This is a genomic window from Rhodococcus sp. T2V, assembly GCF_029269925.1.
Classification (GTDB): Bacteria; Actinomycetota; Actinomycetes; order Mycobacteriales; family Mycobacteriaceae; genus Rhodococcus_F; species Rhodococcus_F koreensis.
On the sequence record NZ_JARJBD010000001.1, the window covers coordinates 201,622 to 222,379 of the forward strand.

Sequence of the window (20,758 nt, forward strand, 5' to 3'; positions counted from 1 at the left end):
GTGTCGCGGACGGTTTACTCACTGTTGGGGAACTCCTGCTTGGGGACGACGACCATGGGCACCGGCAGGACGCGGAGCATCTTGGCCGCGGTGGATCCCAGGAACAGTCGACGAGGTTGGGCGAGACGGCTGGAGCCGACCATGATGAGGTCGCCGTCCTGCCAGTCGAGTTTGCGGACCGCCGATTCCACGGAGGATCCGTCGGCGATCATCACGGAGACGGGGAAGTCTTCGGGTAGCGCGGACTTCGCCTCGTCCAGGGTGGACTGTGCATGGGCGACCGCGCGCTCGCGGACGCTCTCGGACGTGTCCCGATGATCGCGAAGGTGGTGGTGCGGGTCCAGTTCGACGAGGGACACCAGGCGCAGCGGGGTCTCCATCCGCTTGCTGGTCCGCACGGCGGTTCGCAGCAGGACGTCCGCACCGACGCGCGTCCCGAGTGCGCAGGTGACCTCTCGGATCTTCTTCGCGGAGGAATGCCGATGGCCGCGGGGCGCGAGGCAGAGCGGCACGTGCGCGGAGTGCAGCAATTCCGTCGACACGGAACCGACCGAGTGCCTGCCGAGCAGGCCGTCACCCGCGGCGCCGACGACGATCGCGTGCGCGTCGAGGCGGGTGACCTCGTCGAGGATGCCCTGTGCGAACGATTCGTGGAAGCTCAGGTGGACGTCCACGTCGATGTCGCTCGGCACCGACGACTTCGCCTCGTCCAGCCAGCGCTCCGCACGGGAGGCGAGGATGTCGTCGAAGCCGGTCTCTGCCGGAACTCTCGCCGGGACCGTGCGGTCCGGCGGGAGAACCATGCAGATGTCGAGCTGTGCGCCGAGACTACGGGCGAGCTGCGCCCCGAGGGCCAGACCGTCCTCCCCGCTGGGAGTGGCGAGATATCCAACGACCAATCGCATGGTGACGGTTCCGATCTGTCTCGGGGGCGGGTGGTTTACGCGAAGCCGACGTACTTGGTCTCGAGGTACTCCTCGATGCCTTCGGTGCCGCCTTCGCTGCCGAGTCCGGACTGCTTGACTCCACCGAACGGCGCGGCGACGTCGGAGATCACTCCGCGGTTGACGCCGACCATGCCGCTCTCGAGCTTGTCGGCGACGCGGAACGCGCGGTCGACGTTCTGCGTGTAGATGTATGCGGCGAGACCGTATTCGGTGTCGTTCGCGGCGGCGACGCCCTCGGCCTCGGTGTCGAATCCGGTGATCGCGGCGACGGGTCCGAAGATCTCCTCGCGGACGATGCGCGCGTTCGCGGGCACCTCGTCGAGGACGGTGGGCTGGAAGAAGTAGCCGGGACCGTCGACGGACTTGCCGCCGGTGCGGACCCGGGCGCCCGCGGCGACGGCGTCGTCGACGAGGGACGCCACGTTGCGGCGCTGCTTCTCGTTGACGAGGGGACCGACGTTGGTGCCGTCCTCGCTGCCCGGTCCGACGGTGAGCGCGGCGATCCGGTCGGTGAGCTTGGTGGTGAATTCCTCGCGCACCGAGTTCGCGACGATCAGGCGGTTGGCGGCGGTGCACGCCTCGCCGCCGTTGCGCATCTTCGCGGCCATCGCGCCCTCGACCGCGGCGTCGATGTCGGCGTCGTCGAACACCACGAACGGCGCGTTGCCGCCGAGTTCCATCGACGTGCGCAGAACCTGCTGGGCGGACTGCTCGATCAGGATCTTGCCGACGCGGGTGGACCCGGTGAACGTCACCTTCCGCAGCCGCGGGTCGGCGAGCAGCGGTTCGGTGACGGCGGCGGCGTTCGACGCGGGCAGCACCGACAGCACACCGGCGGGCAGCCCTGCCTCGGCGAAGATCTCGGCGAGCAGCAGCATGGTGAGCGGGGTGTCCTCGGCGGGCTTGACGATGATCGTGCAGCCTGCGGCGAGCGCGGGGCCGATCTTGCGGGTGCCCATCGCGAGCGGGAAGTTCCACGGGGTGACGGCCAGGGTGGGTCCGACGGGCACCTTGGTGACCATGATCCGTCCGCTGCCCGACGGCGACGTGGTGTAGCGGCCCTGGATGCGGACGGCTTCCTCGCTGAACCAGCGCAGGAACTCGGCGCCGTAGTTCACCTCGCCGCGGCTCTCCGGCAGTGCCTTGCCCATCTCCATCGTCATGAGCAGCGCGAGGTCGTCGGTGCGCTCGATGACCTTCTCCCACGCCGACCGCAGGATGATCGACCGCTGCCGCGGCGCGGTCGCCGCCCATTCCTCCTGGACCGCCGCAGCGGAGTCCAGTGCGCGCATCGCGTCCTTGCCACCCGCATCCGCGACGTCGGCGATCAGGGTTCCCGTGGCCGGGTCGTACACCGGGAAGGTGCCGCCGTCGATCGGGTCGGTCTGGGCGCCGTCGATCCACAGACCGGTGGGCAGGGTGGCGCGGAGCCGTTCGAAATCAGTCATCGGAGTCCTCGTGGTGGGGATGGTGGTGATCGCACGCCTCCGGGGTGGGGGCGACGTCGAGGGCGGGGTTGCGGTCGAAGAATCCGGCCGGCTTCAGCCAGAAGGACACGGTGTCCGCAGGCATGATCGGCCAGTCCTCCGGCCGCGGAATGTGGTGGATCCCGAACGTGTACCAGAGCACCACGTCGGTGTTCTCGATCGGGCGGTCGGCCGCGGTCCAGGCGGGAAGCCCGTGATCGACCTTGCTCTGGTTCACGAATTCGCCGGCGGGCCAGCGTTCGTCGGGGGAGTTGGGCGTCACCCAGACGGTGTGGCCGATCGCGCCGGTGCGCTGGAAGATCGGTGACGCCGGGTCGAACATCGACGGGATCGCGCCGCCGGGAACGAGTTTGTAGGCGGGGGCGGTGCCGAGTCCGGTGGTCGTGTTGTCGTTGACGACCTTCCACGCGCGCTGGCTCTGCCAGTCGAAGTCCTGCCTGCCCTCGAGTTCGGTGCGCAGCGGGGTGTTCTTCTGACGCAGCGCGAGCCCGAGGGGATTGTCCGGGCCCATCGGCACGATCTCGGTCTCGGTCGCGTACACCGTGTTCTCGGTGCCGTCGATGTCGAGATCGAGCCGCGCGACCAGGAAGTGCTGGTGGAACGGCGCGTACGTGCGGGTGTCGACCAGGGTGCCGCTCGGGTGCTCACCGCCTTCGGGGAAGTGGCTGACCACCATGATCCCGGTGGCACGGACCTCACACTCGATGTTGCCGTCCTGGTAGAACCGCCAGTAGACGAGGTACTCGTAATTCGCGACCGTCACGTGCGTCGACACCGTCAGACGCCGCATGCGGCGCACCTCGGCACCGTCGTGGTCGACGTGCTTCCAGAGGACGGCGTTGTCCTCCTCGTGGATACAGATCGCGTTCTCGATCGTGAACGGCACACCGTGGCTGTCGTGGAGGACGGCGTCGAGGTACCGGATCTCGCCGAGGCAGTCGCAGCCCAGGGTGAGTGAGGTGGTCATGAACCCGATGCCCCACTCGCCGATGTCGAAGGCGGTGCGGCGGTAGTGGTCGGTGCTGGTGTCGCGGTACGGCACCGCCATCTCCGCGAACGACATCCGGTTCGCGATCGAACGCACCCGGCCGTTGTCGTTGTACGTCACCGCGTGCAGGGTCATGCCCTCGCGGTAGTTGAACCCCACCCGCAGCGACCAGTTCTGCCATTCGAGTTTGTTGCCCTCGAGTGTGAACGACGGTCCCTCCGGCTGGACGATGTCCAACGGCTTCAACGGCGGGCGTGTGCTCGCGTTCCGGATCCGTTCCGGAATGTGCCGGGGCACGTACTCGCCCATGACCTCGGGACGTTCGACGCTGAACGTGTCCTCGATCTCGAGCAGTTCCATCTTGTTGACGTCGATCACGCAGTGGAAACCGTTGACCGGCCCCGCATACGGGTTGGTGCCCTCGGACGCCCGCACCCAGGTGTCCGACCAGCCGAGCCGGCGGCCCTTGTACTTCTCCGGGGTCACCACGTCGCCGTACGTCCACACGTCCATGAACACCAGGCTCATGTCCGTGACCCCGCGCTTCGCGAGCGCCGCGATCACGTCGGGGTGCCCGCGGAGGAAGGCGTCCGCCTCTTCCCATTCGTCGACCGTGAAATTCGCCTGGACGTCCGGGATGTGCTGCCAGGAAACCACGTTGTCTCCGGTCAGCGAGACGAGCGCCTTGTAGGTGTCTCCGCTGCCGCGGTCGAAGCACACGACGATCGCCCTGCGGTCCGGGACGGTGCCCGACGCGTCGAACGCCGACACCGCGGCCTTGTCCGGCTCGGCGAGTTCGATCGACGCGAACCGCCAGCCGTCCCCGACCCCGTGTTCCCGGGCGAGGACGGCCGCGGCCTTCGCGAATTCGTCCGCCCCCAACGGGTCCAGAGGATGGAACGTGCCGGTGGTCGTCCGGGTCATGATGTCTCCTCTGGTCGATGGGTGGGCGGTTCGTGCTCGTGCGCCTTTTCGGTAGTGGTGGCTACCGAGAAGGCGCACGGGTCAGACGAGCGAGCGCACGATCTGCTCGATCACGGTCAGGGCGTCGTCGAGCAGGTCGTCGCCGATCACCAGCGGCGGAAGCAGCCGGATGACGTTTCCGTACGTACCGCATGTCAGCAGAATGACACCTTGTTCGAGCGCACGGGCGGCAATGGCCTTCGTCAGTTCCGCATCCGGCTCGGTCGTGCCGGGCTTGACGAACTCCATCGCGAGCATCGCGCCGCGTCCACGCACCTCACCGATGACCCCGACCTCGGCGGCGAGGGCCTGCAGCCGCGGCAGGGCCAGGTCGCCGATGTGCTGCGCGCGGGCGGGCAGGTCGAACTTCCGCATGCTGTCGATCGCGGCGAGCGCGGCGGCACACGCGACGGGGTTGCCGCCGTACGTGCCACCCAGTCCGCCGGGGTGCACCTTGTCGAGCAGTTCGGCGCGGCCCGTGATCGCGGACAGCGGCATGCCGCCGGCCATGCCCTTGGCCATCGTGATGATGTCCGGGACGATCTCCTCGTGCTCGCACGCGAACCAGGCGCCGGTGCGGGAGAATCCGGTCTGCACCTCGTCGGCGATGAACACGACGCCGTTGGCGCGGGCCCAGTTCACCAGGGTGGGGAGGAATCCCTCGGCGGGAACGATGAATCCGCCCTCGCCCTGGATCGGCTCGATGATGATCGCCGCGAGCGAATCGGCGCCGATCTGCTTCTCCATCTGGCTGATGGCGCGCTGAGCAGCCTGCTCGCCGGTCAGTCCGTCCTGGTCCCGGTACGGGTAGGACATCGGGAGCCGGTACACCTCGGGCGCGAACGGGCCGAAGTGGGCCTTGTAGGGCATCGACTTGGCGGTGAGGGCCATCGTCAGGTTCGTGCGACCGTGGTAGGCGTGGTCGAATGCGACGACGGCGTCGCGCCCGGTGGCGAGGCGAGCAACCTTGATGGCGTTCTCCACCGCCTCGGCGCCCGAGTTGAACAGGACGGTGCGCTTCTCGTGGTCGCCGGGGGTGAGGGCGGCGAGTTCCTCCGCCACGCGGACGTAGCCCTCGTACGGGGTGACCATGAAACAGGTGTGGGTGAAGTGCCCGACCTGCTCGCGGACCGCCTCGGCGACGGCCGGATCGGACGCGCCCACGCTGGTGACGGCGATGCCCGAGCCGAGGTCGATCAGCGAGTTGCCGTCGACGTCGACGACCACACCACCGTCGGCATCCGCCGCGTACACGGGGACGCTGGAGCCGACGCCCGCGGCCACGGTGGCGCGGCGGCGTGCGGTGAGGGCCGCCGACTTCGGGCCGGGGAGCTCGGTGACCAGGGCGCGCTTCTGCGGCAGCCGGTACTGGATGTCGTTCATGATGGTGCAGTCCTCAAGGGTGGTGACGTGGATGGGATGGGTGGGAGCGACGTCAGTCGTTGGAACTCATGACGTGCTTGATGCGGGTGTAGTCCTCGACGCCGTAGCCGGAGAGGTCCTTGCCGTATCCGGAGTACTTGAAGCCGCCGTGCGGCATCTCGGCGACCAGCGGGATGTGGCAGTTGATCCAGACGGCACCGAAATCGAGTGCGGCCGAGAGCCGTTGCGTGACGCCGTGATCGTTGGTCCACACGCTCGACGCCAGGCCGTACCGGACGTCGTTGGCGAGGGTGACGGCCTCCTTCTCGTCGGAGAAGCTCTGCACGGTGAGGACGGGACCGAACGTCTCCTCCTGCACGATGTCGTCGCGCTGGTCGACGCCGGTGATCACGGTGGGTTCGAAGAAGAATCCCCGCTCGCCGGAACGCTTTCCGCCGGTGACGATCTTGGCGGAGGTGGGGAGCGCGGCGATCTTGGAACTGACCGCGTCGAAGTGGTTGACGTTGTTGAGCGGGCCGTAGAACGTGTCCGGGTCGTCCGGCAGGCCGGGCTCGAGGGTCTCGGCCTTGCGGACGAGGGCGTCGACGAGCTGGTCGTGGATGGACTCGTGGACGAGGACGCGGGTGGCGGCGGTGCAGTCCTGGCCGCCGTTGAAGAAGGCGGCCTCGGCGATGCCGCTCGCGGTCTTCTCGATGTCGACGTCGCCGAAGACGATCGCGGGCGCCTTGCCGCCGAGTTCGAGGTGGGCCCGCTTGAGCTGGCGTGCGGCGGAGACGGCGACGGCGATGCCCGCCCGCACGGAGCCGGTGATCGACACCAGGCCGAGGGCAGGGTTCTCCACGAGGGTGGCGCCGGTCTCGCCGTTGCCGAGGACGACGTTGAAGACGCCGTCCGGGAGGATCCCCTTGGTCAGCCGGGCCAGCACCAAGGTGCTGTTCGGGGTGGTGTCGCTGGGCTTGAGCACGATCGTGTTGCCTGCCGCGAGCGCGGGACCGATCTTCCACAGGGCCATCATGAACGGGTAGTTCCACGGGGTGACCTGACCGACGACGCCGATCGGCTCACGGCGCACGTAGGAGGTGAAGCCGTCCATGTACTCGCCGGCGGCCTTGCCTTCGAGCATGCGGGCGGCGCCCGCGAAGAAGCGGAGCTGGTCGGCGCCCACCTTGATCTCTTCGTCGGCGATGACCTGCTTCGGCTGTCCGGTGTTGCGGCACTCGGCCTCGACGAGTTCGTCGCTGTGCGCCTCGATCGCGTCGGCGAGCTTCAGCAACGCGCTCTGCCGCACGCTCGGAGTGGTCTTGCCCCACGAGACGAAGGCCCGCTCGGCGGCCTCGACGGCCGCGTCGACGTCGGCCTTGGTGGAGACGGGCGCCCGCCCGACGACGCTCTCGTCTACAGGGTTGATCAAGTCCAGCGTTTCCGTCGCGGATGAGGCGACGAACTCACCGTTGATGTAGTTCTCGAGTACGTCGATCGACATTCGTACCGGTTCCTCTCGTGGGGTCGAAAACTCGTGGGTCGAAACTCGTGGGTCGGGGCGGACCGGCGGTGGAACGGTCCGACCGGGGCCGGAGTTGCAGAACATCTGAAAACAAGTGTGCGCTGTCTCACAAGCCAGAGGCAGCTGACAAAATGGTGAAAGACGCGTCCCCCGGCGCGCCAAGTTGTCCAATCCGGACGTCACCCGTGCGAGCAGGTGTGCCCGGCCGCACCGGAACCGGCGAACGGCACGTCCGCGGGGACGCTCGCGACGGCGGCGTCGTGCACGACCTCGCCGCCGACCAGAGTGAGATCGGCCCGCTGGTCCAGCAGTTCTCCCGGTTCGAGCGCGTACAGGTCCGCCGACCAGACGACCAGGTCGGCGTGGGCACCGGGACGAATCACGCCGAGGTCGTCCTCGGCGTGCCAGGCCCACGCACCGCCGCGGGTGTACGCCCGCAACGCCGAATCCAGGTCCATGCATTCGTGCGGGGTCCAGCCGGTGCGGCCGTCCAGACCCGAGCGGGTGAGAGCCGAGTAGAGGCCGACGAGCGGATCCATCTCCCCGACCTGCCAGTCGCTGGAGAACGCCAGCGGCGCCCCCGACTCGGCGAGCGAGCGGAATCGCCACGCCCGGTCCCACCGGTCCTCGCCGACGTTCTCCATCCACGTTCCCGCGACGAGGTCGGGCGAGCAGTGCCGCGGCTGCATCGCCGCGACGACGCCGAGTTCCCGGAACCGGGGAAGGTCCTCGGGATGCAGGCATTCGACGTGGACGATGCCGTGCCGCCGGTCGGTGGTGCCGTTCGCCCGGGCGGCGTGCTCGATCGAGTCGAGCGCCAGCCGGATGCCCCAATCGCCCGTCGCGTGGGTGTGCGTCTGGAAACCGAGGCGGTCGAGTTCGGTGAGCATCGCGGTGAACTCCTGCGGCGGCAGACTCGGCACGCCGCGGTGTCCCGGCCGGTTCGCGTAGTCGGCGAGCATGGCGGCGGTGTGCGGCTCGATCACGTCGTCGGCGTACAGCTTGACCGGCCCGAGCCGGAGCATGTCGTCGACCGGCGCGCCGTCGACGGCCTCCCGCAGGTCCCGGCGGAACGCCGCGTCGGCCCCGACGGGGTGGAACAGGGCGGTGATCACCCGCGAGTGCATCCGCCCCTCGGAGCGCGCCCGGTACATCAGATCGAGTTCGGCCAGCGGGACCTGCGGTTCGACGACGGTGGTGATACCGCTCGCGGTCGCCATCTCCAGACTGGACGTGACGCGCCGGTACCGGCGGTCGGGGGAGTACATCGGGATGTCGCGTTGCAGCCCGGCCAGGCCCGCCCGCGTCATCGCGCTGGTGTAGAAGTCCGTGACCCAGCCTGTCGGTGCGCCGTGGCCGTCGAATTCCGGACGCCCCCAGGGGATCTGCGTGCCGCGGTCGATGCCGAGCTTCCGCAGCGCGGCCTCGTTCAGCCACACCGAATGCTGGTCGTAGGTGGTGATGAAGACCGGGCGGTCGGTGAGGCCGCGGAGGTCGTCGGCGTTCGGCCTGCGCCCGGTCACCACGGAGTAGACGGCGTTCTCGGCGCAGATCCAGTCGAGGTCGGGGCGGGCGGCCGCGTGCGCGCCGATCCGCCGCCGGACCTCCGTGAGGTCGTGTGCGCCTTCGAGGCTCACGGCGTCGGGGTCGAATCCGAGGAGCAGATGGTTGTGGCTGTCGATGATGCCGGGGGTGACCAGCCGGCCGCGCAGGTCGATGGTCCGCCGGGCGGGAGGGGCGTCCTCGGTGGTCCCGACGTATCGGATCCGGCCGTCGGCGATGCCGACGGCCTCGGCCCGGCAGGGAGCGTTGAACGTGCGGACGACGCCGTTGTTCAGCAGCAGGTCGAGCATCAGCAGGTCTCCTCGGGGGCGGCGTCGAGCAGCAGCAGGTGGGTGTTCTTGCGCGGTCGCAGGTACAGGGCGAAGTAGACGAAGCCGGCGGCGACGAGCCCGAGGGAGATGCCGAGGCTGAGCCACTGCTCCGGGTCGAGCAGGGTGACGACGAAGACGAGACCGAGTGCCGCGATGCAGATTCCCGGGGCCAGCGGCCACAACGGCATGCGGTAGCCGGCTCGGGCGGTCCCGCCGCGGCGGTGATGGATCGCGGCCAGCGCGATGAACAGGTAGGTGAACGTCAGGGTCGACCCGGTGGCGGTGAGCAGGACGTCCAGCGGGACGAAGCACGCGGCGAACGCGATCGCGCCCATCACGACGGTGGCGAGCACGGGAACGCGGCCCTTGGTGCTGACGGCCTGCAGCGGCGCCGCGACGGTCTCGGGGAGGGCGCGATCGCGAGCGGCGGCGTAGAGGAGTCTGCCCGCCTGCAGCGTGATCGCGATGATCGCATTGATCACGGCGAGGGCGATCGAGAGCATGACCACCATGGCGACGGCGTGACCGGCGCGTTCGGTGAGGAATGCCTCGACGGGAAGGCTGGAACCGAAGAGTTCGGTTTGTGAGCGGGCGCCGACCATGATGGCGATCAGCGGGACGAGTTCGGTGGCGACGGTGATGATCGCGCTCCAGATCACGGCCTTCGCGATCGAGCGGGCGGCGTTCTTGGTCTCCTCGGCGAAGTACACGGCGCCGCCGTACCCGTTGTACGCGAAGATTCCCTGGGTGACGGCGAGCATCAGTCCGGAGATCGCGAGTGGTGCGAGCTGGCCGGTGGCCGGGTCGAGGACCTCCGGGCTGAGCAGGCTCGACAGCGGCCGTTCCATGTGGACGAAACCGAGGACGGTGAGCAGGGCGAGCGCCGCCATCTCGACGCCCAGGAAGACCCCGGTGAGCCATGCGTTCGTGCGGATGTCGAAACACGCGGTCACGGTGGTGATCACGACCACGACCAGCGCGGTCTGCTGCGGCGACAGTCCGTGGATCGCGACGCCCAGATAGTCGGCGACGCCGAGGGCGAAGACCGCGATGATCAGCGGCAGGGAGATGAGGCTGATGAAGAACGTGGCGACGCCGAAGGCTGGTCCGAGTGCCCGAGACACCAGCGAATAGTCGCCGCCGGCAACGGGATACGCGGAGGCGAGTTCGGCGTAGCAGAAGGCGATGAGGATGCTGACGACGCCGGCGATGAGGAACGCCCAGAAGACGCCGGTGCCGAACAGGGCGAGGGCCGAGCCGCCGAGGATGAAGACGCTCGACGCCGGTGAGATCGACGACAGGGTGATCAGAATGTTCCCGCCGACGCCGATGCTCCGCGAGAGCGAGGCCTCGTAGGCGCCCGCGGCGGCGGGGGGAGTGGCGGTGGGCGGCCGGGCGGTCTGGTCCATGAGCTGTCCGTTCGGGGAGGGTGAGGGGGTGAAATAGTTTTTTGACACATCCGTCAAACAACTGGGCCGAGTGTCACAGATCACGTCGGCTACTGTCAACGCCATGGCGCGACCGAACACTCAGAAGCAGCGGCGTTCCGAACTCGTCGAGGCCGCGCTGCAGGCGGGATCTGCACACGGACTGCGGTCCCTGTCCCTGACCGACGTGGCGAAGCGGGCGGGCCTGACGCGCGGTGCGCTGCTCTACTATTTCGACGACCTGGATGCGCTTCTCGTCGAGGCGCACCGGGCGGGCACCGAGCGCTACTGCGATCGGCGCGACGAGGCGGTGGCCGCCCAGGCGTCGTACGCCGCCAAGCTGAGGACGGCCATCGACGCGGGGCTGCCGAGCGGGCCCGACGACACCCTGATGCGGCTGCTCTACGAATTCGACTTCATGTCGGGCACTTCGGCGCTGCACGACGAACTGGTCCGGAAGATGTATCTGCGGCAACTCGCGACGTACCGCGCCATCCTCGGCGACGGGAACGCGTCGGGGGAGTTCGCCGTGCGCGGCGACGTCGACCAGGCAGCCATGAACCTGGTGGCCCTCGAGGACGCGTACGGTCTGCACATCGTCGGGGGAAACAGCCTCATCACCGTCGACGCCGCGCGCGCGGCCATGCTGGGATTCTGTGCACAGATCGGCTGCGGCGTCACGAAAGACGCCGCAGCCGAACGGGACTGACCGGAACGGCTACGCCGGGAGGCTGCCTGCCACCTCCGCTGCGTGGCGCACCGAACCGGCCACCACGGTCAGCTGCACCCGTGCAGTGAGCAGGGAATCGGCGCCCGCGGTGAACGGATCCCCGTCCAGGACCACGAAATCGGCGGCCTTGCCCTCGACGAGCTGACCGGTGAGGTCGTCCCAGCGGCACGAGTAGGCGGCGTCGCGGGTGGCGTGCGCGAGCGCATCCGCCATCGGCAGCGCGAACTCGGGCAGGTTGGGCGCGAGCGCCGGATCGATCGCGGACTTGCGGGTCGTCGCGATGTACATGTTGGGCAGCGGGGGATGCGGTGCGGTGGGAGCGTCGGAGCCCAGCGCGAGGACGGCGCCCGCCGCCGTCATCTCGGGCCACGGAAACGCCCGCTCGACCCGATGGTCGCCCAGCATCGCCCGCCAGTTCTCCTGGATCGCCGGGTCGGCGTGCACCGGCTGCATCGAGGCGACGACGCCGAGCCGGGCGAGCCGCTGCACGTTGTCCTCCGTGATCGTCTCCAGGTGCTCCATCCGGTGCCGGCGCGGGCGAATCCCGTTGGCGGCGACCGCCTGTTCGAGCGCGTCGAGCGCGATCTCCGACGCCTCGTCACCGATGGCGTGCATCGCCACCTGGAGTCCGGCGGCGTCGGCCGCAGCGACGACCGGTGCCAGCGAGGCGAGGTCCCAGATCGGTTCGGCGTTCGTGCCGTCCGAGTACGGCTCCTTCATGGCGGCAGTGCAGCTGTCGATGACACCGTCGATGATGACCTTGATCCCGGCCATCCGCAGCCAGGGGCCCTGCAGGCGCCGCTGGTACTCCGCCGCCTCGTGCACCTGGCGGACGTTGTCCTCTTCCGAATCGGTTCGTTCGATCAGCCAGTGCCCGGCCACCCGCAGCGGCAGCGTGCCGCCGCCCGCGGCCAGTGCGCGTTCGAGCGCCGCGACCTCGTCCGCGCCGAGCGCCATGTCGACCGCACCGGTGACGCCGTCGGCGAGATACTGCTCGAAGGCGGCCGCGAGGGCGGCGTCCCGTTCGTCGTTGCTGATCACCTTCGCGAGGGCGGGCCACACGATCTGGGTCACCGCCGTCTCGAACAGCATGCCGGTGGCCTCGCCGGTGACGGGATCGCGCTCGATCCGGCCGCCGATCGGGTCGGGGGTGTCCGCGTCGATGCCGAGTTCGCGCAGCGCGGCGGTGTTCACCCACGCCGAGTGCACGTCGTTGGAATCGAGGTAGACGGGTCGGTCGGCTTCGGCCGCGTCGATCATCTGGCGCGTCGGCGGGTGCCCGTCGAGTGCGGAGAACAGCCAGCTGCGGCCGAGGAGCCGGGGTGCGTCCGGGTTCTCGGCGGCGAACCGGCGGATGCGGTCCTGGATGTCGGTCAGGTCGGCGGCGCTCTGCAGGTCCACCTTCTGCAGGGCCTGTCCCATCATCAGCAGGTGGGTGTGGGCGTCGATGAAGCCGGGTAGGACGAATGCCCCGCCGAGGTCGACGACGCGGGCGTCGCCGGACAGCGTGTCGGCGGTCGCGGTATCGCCGACGTACGTGAGGCGGTCACCCCGGACGATCATCGACTCGGCCCAGGCAGGTTCGGCTGCGGTGAAGATCCGGCCGCCGCGGTAGTGGGTCGTGTCCGTGTTCATGGTGTTCTCTCTTTCCGTCAGACGACGACCGAGGTGGTGTGCCGGGCAGCGGGATCCTGTCCGGGTAACGCGGAGGCCCGCTCGGTGCGCGTCGACAGGCGGGCGATCCAGACGATCGGCACGAGCAGGGCGAGGCTGATGCCCGCCAGGACGAAGCCGAACGCGACGTACCCGACGGCGCCGGTCACGAGCGTGCCGAAGAGCGGGGCGAACGCCGACCCCACCAGGTATGTGCCGAGGAGTGGGGCGGACCAGCGGCCGGACGAGTCCAGCGCGGCCGCGATGGCCACCACGTAGATGAAGGCCGCGGCGTACACCGTGTTCCAGGCGATGATGAGCACCAGATACGTCGTCGAATCGGTGGCCAGGCACGAGCCCAGTTTCAGGGCGGCGCCGAGTCCGAGGAGGACGGCGGTGGGGACGGTGCGGCCGAGGCGCGAACCGAGCGCGGTGAGGACGAGGGCGGCGGCGATGCCGCCCGCGGTGGACAGGCTGAGCGCCAGACCCATCTGCTGTTCGGTCAGGGAGGCGTGTTCGGCGCCCATGATGCCGGACACCGCCCACAGCGAGTCCTCGCCGATGGCCCAGATCGCGAAGAGCACGAGGAGGGAGAAGCCGGCGACGGCGAGCTTCTTCTCGGTGACCCCCTCGGGCAACGGGGTTCGGGTGTGCGCCGCGCTCGGCTCGTCCTCGTCCTTGTCGATGGCGGGGGCGGGGGCGGGGGCGGACGGCAGCCAGGTGATCGTGAACACCGTCGCCAGCGCCAGCACCGCGACGATCCCGAACGCATTGGTCATGTGCAGGCCGAGGATCGGGATCAGCGCGAGAACTCCGGTGACCGCGGTGCGGTTGACGAGCCCGTTGATCCCGGACACCCGGTTCGGATTGTTCAGCGCGGCCAGGGCGGCCCCGCCGACCGCGACCGCGCCGCCGGCGCCGATCCCGCCGACGATGATGGCGGCGCACGCGATGGGCGCGGAGTGGACGAGGGCGGCGACGCCGAAACCGGCGGCCATCACGACGAGGCTGACGCGGCCGAGCAGGTGGCGTGAGCGGCCGGCCGCCCACCGGGTGGCCGCGAGGCAGACGAGCGCGGTGGCCAGCAGTGAACCGGTGAGGACGGCGCCGGCGACGGTCTGGGTGACGCCGAGGTCGTCGACCATCGCGATGATCATGAGCGGGATGAGATTGGCCGTGATGTAGCCGACGACGAAGACGCTGAAGGTGGCGATACCGCGGCCGAGGGTCAGGGGGACGCGGACTGCGGCGGTCACGTGGGATTCCTGGGGTGGGACAACGACAACTCCGGGTCTCGGGTGGCGGCCCGCGTGAGACGTGGGTCACTTAGCGAATTGGATTCGTTAAGTATGCGGAGGGTGCGTCCCGCGCGCAAGGGGGCAAACGAACTTGATTCGTTAATGTTGCGTTTCGGCGTTGTTCGAGGTCGGCGTCTGACACAATGGAGTAGTCGTCCATGCTCAGCTGGCCAACTTGTCCAGCGCTATCCCCATTCCGACCGGTCAGGGTGACACGGACCCGACCGCACACTGCGCAGGAGCCGACATGACCGTTCCCGTTCGCTGGATGTTGTCCCAGCCGGACCTGGCTCTCGAACTGAAGGGTGGCGCCGCCGGTCTCGGCAACGAGATCACGTTCGCCCACGCCACCGAATTGCAGGACCCCGTCCGCTGGCTCTCCGGCGGCGAATTGCTCCTCACCACCGGTATCCGGCTTCCGCTGACGGCCGCCGACCGGGCGCGGTACCTGCGCGGACTCGGCGAGGCCGGCGTGGCGGCGGTCGGGTTCGGCACCGGACTGTCCCATCCCGAGGTGCCCGAGGACCTGGTGGTCGTCGCCGACGAGATCGGACTGCCGCTGCTCGAGATACCGCTGCCCACGCCGTTCGCGGCCGTGGTCAAGAGGGTCATGAACCGTCTGGCCGAGCAGGAGTACGAGGCGGTGCTGCGCGCGTCCCGGGCACAACCGCGGATGACCCGTGCCGTCATCCAGGGCGGCACCGGCGCCACCGTCCGCGAACTCGCCGTCGCCACGTCGTCCACCGTCCTGCTCCTCGACCTGTCCGGCCGGGTGCTGGAGGCGCATCCGGCGCAGCCGGCGGAGGACGTGCTCGGGGAACTGAAGGACGTGCTGGAGGCGGGCACCGGCGGGGCGTCGAGCAGCGTGTCGCTCGCGCGCTCGGGCGCCTCGATCACGGTGCAGCAGATCAGCGTCGGCAGCACCCCGCACGGCCACCTCGCCGTGATCAGTCCCACCGCGCTCAGCCACGTGGACCAGATCCTGCTCGGTCACGCGAACTCGTTGCTCGCGTTGGATTTCGAGAAGCCGGTGCGGCTCAGGACGGCACAGAACCGGCTCAATTCGCACGCCCTCGGCCTGCTGCTCACCGAGGACCGCGACCTCGCGCCCGCGTGGTCGCAGATCCGGCACGCCGCGGACGCGGACGGCATGGTCCGCGGACTCACAGTCGTGGCCGAGACGCCCGCGCTCGCGGAACGGGCCGAGTCGGCAGTCGCGGTGGCCATGAACAAGGCCGGACGGCAACTGTTCTCACGCAGGCACGATGCGCGGGTCACCGTCCTGCTGCGGGGAACCGACGACGTCGATTTCGCGCGGGCGATGCTGCGCAGTCTGTCCGCCCCGGAGCGGAAGGCGATCCGGGCCGGGCTGAGCGGGCGGCGGGAGATCGCCGGCCTCGTGGCGGCCATCGAACAGTCCCAACTCGCCGCGTCGGCCGCCGAGGCGGGGGCGGATCCGCTGGAATTCGCGGCGCTGACCGGCAGCGCGCTGCTCGCGTTCAGTTCGACGCGGGAGGTGCTGAACTCGCTGGCGGACACGATGATCTCGCCGATCGACGACTACGACCGCAGCAACGGCACCGAATTGCTGGGGTCGCTGCGGGCGTTCCTCGAGGCGAACGGGCACTGGGAGTCGGCGGCGGCGGTGATGGGCGTGCACCGGCACACCCTGCGCAGCCGCATGGCGCGGATCGAATCGCTGATCGACTGCCGGCTGGACGTGGCGCGCGTGCGCGCCGAACTGCTGCTCGCGATCATCGCCCGGCAGTCGTGACTGCCGGGCGATGATCGGACGGAACTACTTTCCGAGGCGGGCGACGATGTCCGCGGCGGTGCGCTGACCCATCCGGACGGCGCCGTCCACGTGCTGGTAGCCCTCGGCGGCGATGTCCGAGCAGGAGAAGTGGAACGGTCCGACCGGCGTCCGGGTGTCCTTGCCGTACCGGTGCAGGCCGCCGAGGTCGAAGCTCGCGGCGTACGCGCCCCGGGTCCATTCCTCGGAGCCCCAGTCGGACTCGTAGTACACCACCGGCTCGGCGGCCTTCGGCCCGAGGTAGCGGGCGAGGGAGCCGAGGATGGTGGCGCGGCGCTCCTCCTCGCTCAGTGCGAACATCGCGTCGGCCTTCTCGTCCGAGACGAACGCGACGAGGGTGCCGCGGGTGTCCTCGTGGTTGGTGTTGTCGTACACCTCCTGCACGACCTCGGAGGCGCCGAATCCGGTGCCGGACAGGCCGTCCGCACGCCAGAACGGGGTCTCGTACACGGCGTGCACCTTGATGACGAGTCCCAGCGACTGGTGCTGGTGCATCTGGTGCTGGCGGCGCGGCAGCGGCGGGTCGTAGGAGATGCGGGAGTACAGGTTCGGCGGGACGGCGAGGATCACGCGTGCGGCCTCCACGCGAATGTCCCCGTCCGCCAGCACGACTGCGCCGTCCTCGCTCCACCGGACGGTGCGCACGGGGGCGTTCAGGAAGACGTCGTCGCCGAGGGCGGCGGCCATCCGGATCGACACCTGCTGCATGCCGCCGATGACCCGCTTGTCGAGGATGAAGTCCTCGTCGACCAGGTGCGAGAACGATCCGGCGGACGCGGCCATCAGCACGGCCTGCAGCGCGGAGAACGAGTGCGCGGGCTTGGTCAGCATGCCGCCGGCGATGAACAGGCCGATGTTGTCGCGGGCCTCGGCGTCGTCGGACTGCTCGATCAGCCAGTGCTTGAACGAGATCGTGTCCAGTTCGCGGGCCAGCGGATGCGCCCACGGCTCCTCGGCCCCGATCTGCGCGGCGAGGTCGTCGAGGATCTGGACCAGGCGGTCCATCTCCTTGCGGGTGGTCTCGTCGACGGGGAACGACTCACCGGTGTAGCGGGTGCGGTCGCCCGCGGCCGAGATGTAGACGGATTCGCCCTCGCGGTACCGGTCGAACGTCTCCAGGCCGAGTTCGTCGAGCAGCGAGATCAGCGCCGTCTGGTCGGGAGAGACCCACTGACCGCCGATCTCCAGCATCGCGCCGTCGATGGTGTCGGTCCAGGTGCGGCCTCCGACGCGGTCGCGCGCCTCCAGGACGGCCACGGACAACCCCGCCTTACGCAGCGCCGTCGCTGCGGCCAGGCCGGACGGGCCTGCGCCGACGATGGCGACATCACGTTGGAGAGTAGGCACTTTCGAGCTCCTTTGGTTGAAGTGCTGATCGGTTCGTGAAATATGGATCGGGTTCAGCAGCGGGTCAGCGCGAGCGACAGTTCGGCGTCGATGACGCAGATGCTCGAGTTGTCCACGCGGTCGAGGCTGCGCAGTTCGCCGAGCATCTGTGCCAGGCGGTCCGCGGCGGTGGTGTGTTCGGTGAGCCAGTGGGCGACGGCGTCGGCGGCGGTCGTCGCGGGCGAGGTGCCGCGCAGGACGAGCCCGATCAGTCCGTGCCAGTGCTCCTGGAGGTTGTCGACGAGGACGGCCCCCGCCATCGCCTCCCAGTAGGTGGTCCCGGTCTCGCCGACGGAGAACCGTTCCGACAGCCAGTCGAGGCCCACCACGCGGCCGAACTCGCGGTACGCCTCGGCCACCTGGGTGATCGGCACGTCCAGCGACTGCGCGGTGGTCTCCAGTGCGAAGGCCTGCGCCAGGATCCGCAGCGTGCCCAGGTCCTGGGCCGGTGCGCCGGTGAGGCGGGGCAGCGCGGCCGCGAGTTCCTGGACCGGCTTCGCGAAACGCTCGATCAACTCCTGCGCATTCGTGCCCGAGGTGCGGTGACGCAGCAGCCACGACGTCGTGCGCTCGATCAGGTCCTGGATGCCGAAGTGCAGATTCAGCCGGGTCCGGTGCGACGCGCCGGGCAGCGTGAGGACCTCGTTCCACAGCCGGTCGATGTCGAACACCTGCCGCACCACGGCGTACGCGACGGTGATCTCGGGGGTGCCGACGCCGAGCCGCTCCTCCAGCCGGTGGATCAGGCCCGGTCCGACGCGGTCGATCATGTCGCCCGCCACGATGACGGCCACGATCTCCCTGGCGAGCCGGTGACCGCTGATCTGACGGGGGACGCGTTCGCGGATGGGGGCCGGGAAGTAGTTGGCGAGCACACCGTCGAACACCGCGAAGTCGAGCACGGGGGAGGCGAGCAGTTCGGTGACGACGAGGTTCTTCGACTGCGCGAGCAGAACGGCGATCTCCGGCCGCACCAGTCCCTGGCCCGCGCGGTGGCGCGCCGACAGTTCCGCCACGGACGGCAGGACCTCCGCCGCCCGGCTGATCCCGGCATCCCGCTCGAGGTTCTCGATCAGCCGCTCGTGGCGTCCGAGCAGGAACGGGGCGTGGACCTCTGCGAGGCTGATGGCGAGGGTCTGGGAGGCGGCGTCGGCGAGCACCGATTCGCCGATCTCGTCCTGAACCCGGGCGAGCAGCGTGTTCCGTTCCGCCGCGGGGAGTTCGCCCGCCGCGACGGCCGCGTCCAACGCGACCTTCAGGTTCACCTCCCGGTCCGATGTCGCGACGCCGGTGGCGTTGTCGATGAAGTCGGCGTTGATCCGGCCGCCGTTCAGTGCGTACTCGATGCGGGCGAGCTGGGTGAGACCGAGATTGCCGCCCTCGCCGATCACCGCGGCGCGCACGTCGCTCGCCTCCACCCGGACGGCGTCGTTGGCCGGGTCGGCGGCGTCCGCGTGCCCCTCGGCAGACGCCTTCACGTACGTGCCGATTCCGCCGTTCCACAACAGGTCCACGTCCGCGGTGAGCAGCGCCTTCACCACCTCGTGCGGGGGGAGTTCGGTCGCCGTCACGCCGAGACGTTCACGCACCTGCGGCGACAGCGGGACCTTCTTCGCCGTCCGCGGCCACACACCGCCACCCGCCGAGACGAGGCTGCGGTCGTAATCGTCCCAGCTGCTGCCGGGCACCGCGGCGAGGCGCTCGCGCTCGCGGTAGGACGCCTCGGAATCCGGTTCCGGATCGAGGAAGATGTGCCGGTGGTCGAACGCGCCGACCAACCGGATGGCACGGCTGAGCAGCATGCCGTTGCCGAACACGTCCCCGGACATGTCGCCGATGCCGACCACGGTGAACGCGTCCGTGTCGACGTTCTTGCCCATCTCCGCGAAATGCCTGCGCACCGACACCCATCCGCCGCGCGCCGTGATGCCCATCGCCTTGTGGTCGTAGCCGGCGGACCCGCCGGACGCGAACGCGTCACCCAGCCAGAACCCGCGTCGCGTCGCGATGCTGTTGGCCAGATCCGAGAACCGGGCCGTGCCCTTGTCGGCTGCCACCACCAGATACGGGTCGAACTCGTCGTAGATCACCGTGTCGCGGGGATGGACGACCTCGCCGTCGACGATGTCGTCGGTGACGTCGAGCAGTCCGTCGATGAAACTCGTGTACGCCGCGCGGACCGCGTCCGGGGTCGTCTCGGTGCGCACCACGAACGCGCCCTTCGCGCCCATCGGGACGATCAGTGAGTTCTTCACGTGCTGCGTCTTCATCAGACCCAGGACCTCGGTGCGGAAGTCGTCCTTGCGGTCCGACCAGCGCAGGCCGCCGCGGGACACCGGACCGCTGCGGACGTGGCTGCCCTCGACGATCGGCGAGTGCACGAAGATCTCACGGTACGGCGTCACCGCCGCGGACAGCGACAGCAGCGACGGGTCGATCTTGAACGCCGCGGGGGCGGCGCTGATCGTGCGGTCGTGGCGGAACCAGTTGGTGCGCAACACCGCCGAGGTGAACGACAGCAGTCCGCGGAGCAGCCGGTCCTCGTCCATCGTCGCGGTCCGGTCGATCGCGGCGAGCAGCACCCGCTCGGCGTCCGCCGCGGCGCTCTCACGATCGGAGCCGGCGACGGCGGGATCGAATCGGGCGGTGAACAGGTCGCGGAATCCGCGCACGAAATCGGTGTGCCGCAACAGGATCGCGACGATGTTGGGTTCCGACAGCCCCAGCCCCACCTGCCGGAGGTACCGGCACGCCGCCCGGACCAGGACGGCGTCCGTCCACGTCAGGTTCGCGGCGGCGACGAGGCGGGTGAAACCGTCGACCTCCAGATGTCCGGCGGCCGCGGCCTCGAACGCGTCGGAGAGCAGTCCGGGAGTTGCTGCGTCCCAGTCGAAGTCGCCGGTGCTGAAGTCGAACCGGTGGACCAGCGGGCTGCCGGGCTCGCCGTCGGGCAGCTGTTCGTGGGACGCCACCTGCAACCCGAGGTCGGCGAACAACGCGACCAGTTCCGCGAGCAGCGGGGTGCCCTGCGGCCACACCATGACGGCGGCCGGTTCGGGCTGTGCGTCCGCGGAGTCGACGAAACGCAGCCGCGGGGTGGTACCTCCGGACGCCAGGACCGCGCTCGACACGGCGGCCTCGTCCGGGCGTGGACGGGGTGTGTCGGTCGTGCTCGGAATGACACCGGTATAGCTCATCGTGTGGCTCCTGACCCCTGATCTGACAAACGCGTGACTGGGAACCAGTGTGTCGATGAGAGACGCACGCCACATCCGACGAAGTGGAGCGTCGTGTGTCGGTGGACG

At 69.4% G+C, this 20,758-nt stretch carries 13 protein-coding genes; 2 read left to right on the forward strand and 11 right to left on the reverse strand.

Annotation, left to right across the window (positions count from 1 at the left end):
• Positions 1-14 precede the first annotated feature (14 nt).
• The 7 genes from P3H15_RS00840 to P3H15_RS00870 all read right to left on the reverse strand — a co-directional run bounded on the left by P3H15_RS00840 (position 15) and on the right by P3H15_RS00870 (position 10,555).
• On the reverse strand, positions 15-905 hold the full coding sequence (locus P3H15_RS00840) for a universal stress protein (RefSeq protein ID WP_276135522.1): 891 nt from the start codon (positions 903-905) through the stop codon (positions 15-17).
• A 35-nt stretch (positions 906-940) separates the two neighbouring features.
• Entirely contained in the window at positions 941-2,395 is a 1,455-nt protein-coding gene (locus P3H15_RS00845) for an NAD-dependent succinate-semialdehyde dehydrogenase (protein WP_005259940.1), read from the reverse strand.
• Positions 2,388-4,346: a primary-amine oxidase gene (locus P3H15_RS00850; protein WP_276135523.1), complete on the reverse strand. Its 1,959-nt coding sequence runs from the start codon at positions 4,344-4,346 to the stop codon at positions 2,388-2,390. Before P3H15_RS00850 ends, P3H15_RS00845 begins: the two co-directional genes overlap by 8 nt.
• Positions 4,347-4,427: 81 nt before the next feature.
• Complete coding sequence (gabT, locus tag P3H15_RS00855) at positions 4,428-5,768, reverse strand: 4-aminobutyrate--2-oxoglutarate transaminase (protein WP_072937308.1); 1,341 nt, start codon at positions 5,766-5,768, stop codon at positions 4,428-4,430.
• 52 nt (positions 5,769-5,820) lie between these two features.
• Positions 5,821-7,251 (reverse strand): gamma-aminobutyraldehyde dehydrogenase, encoded by a 1,431-nt coding sequence (locus P3H15_RS00860; RefSeq protein WP_276135524.1) that lies wholly within the window; start codon positions 7,249-7,251, stop codon positions 5,821-5,823.
• 200 nt (positions 7,252-7,451) lie between these two features.
• A complete protein-coding gene (locus P3H15_RS00865) occupies positions 7,452-9,125 on the reverse strand; it encodes an amidohydrolase (protein ID WP_276135525.1) in 1,674 nt (557 codons plus the stop codon).
• Entirely contained in the window at positions 9,125-10,555 is a 1,431-nt protein-coding gene (locus tag P3H15_RS00870) for an APC family permease (protein ID WP_276135526.1), read from the reverse strand. The genes P3H15_RS00865 and P3H15_RS00870 overlap by 1 nt, the downstream gene beginning before the upstream one ends.
• Positions 10,556-10,658: 103 nt before the next feature.
• Between P3H15_RS00870 and P3H15_RS00875 the strand changes: the two genes are divergently transcribed.
• A complete protein-coding gene (locus P3H15_RS00875) occupies positions 10,659-11,282 on the forward strand; it encodes a TetR/AcrR family transcriptional regulator (RefSeq protein ID WP_276135527.1) in 624 nt (207 codons plus the stop codon).
• A gap of 9 nt (positions 11,283-11,291) precedes the next feature.
• On the opposite strand, the gene P3H15_RS00880 is transcribed toward P3H15_RS00875, so the two are convergent.
• On the reverse strand, positions 11,292-12,938 hold the full coding sequence (locus P3H15_RS00880; protein WP_276135528.1) for an amidohydrolase: 1,647 nt from the start codon (positions 12,936-12,938) through the stop codon (positions 11,292-11,294).
• A gap of 17 nt (positions 12,939-12,955) precedes the next feature.
• On the reverse strand, positions 12,956-14,212 hold the full coding sequence (locus tag P3H15_RS00885) for an MFS transporter (RefSeq protein WP_276135529.1): 1,257 nt from the start codon (positions 14,210-14,212) through the stop codon (positions 12,956-12,958).
• Between the two features lie 289 nt (positions 14,213-14,501).
• Here P3H15_RS00885 and P3H15_RS00890 point away from each other — a divergent pair, with 289 nt between their 5' ends.
• Positions 14,502-16,028: a PucR family transcriptional regulator gene (locus tag P3H15_RS00890; protein ID WP_276135530.1), complete on the forward strand. Its 1,527-nt coding sequence runs from the start codon at positions 14,502-14,504 to the stop codon at positions 16,026-16,028.
• A 24-nt stretch (positions 16,029-16,052) separates the two neighbouring features.
• Here the strand turns inward: P3H15_RS00890 and P3H15_RS00895 are convergent, their stop codons facing one another.
• Positions 16,053-17,414: an NAD(P)/FAD-dependent oxidoreductase gene (locus tag P3H15_RS00895; protein WP_083395585.1), complete on the reverse strand. Its 1,362-nt coding sequence runs from the start codon at positions 17,412-17,414 to the stop codon at positions 16,053-16,055.
• A 53-nt stretch (positions 17,415-17,467) separates the two neighbouring features.
• Entirely contained in the window at positions 17,468-20,650 is a 3,183-nt protein-coding gene (locus P3H15_RS00900) for an NAD-glutamate dehydrogenase domain-containing protein (RefSeq protein ID WP_276135531.1), read from the reverse strand.
• Between the last annotated feature and the right edge of the window lie 108 nt (positions 20,651-20,758).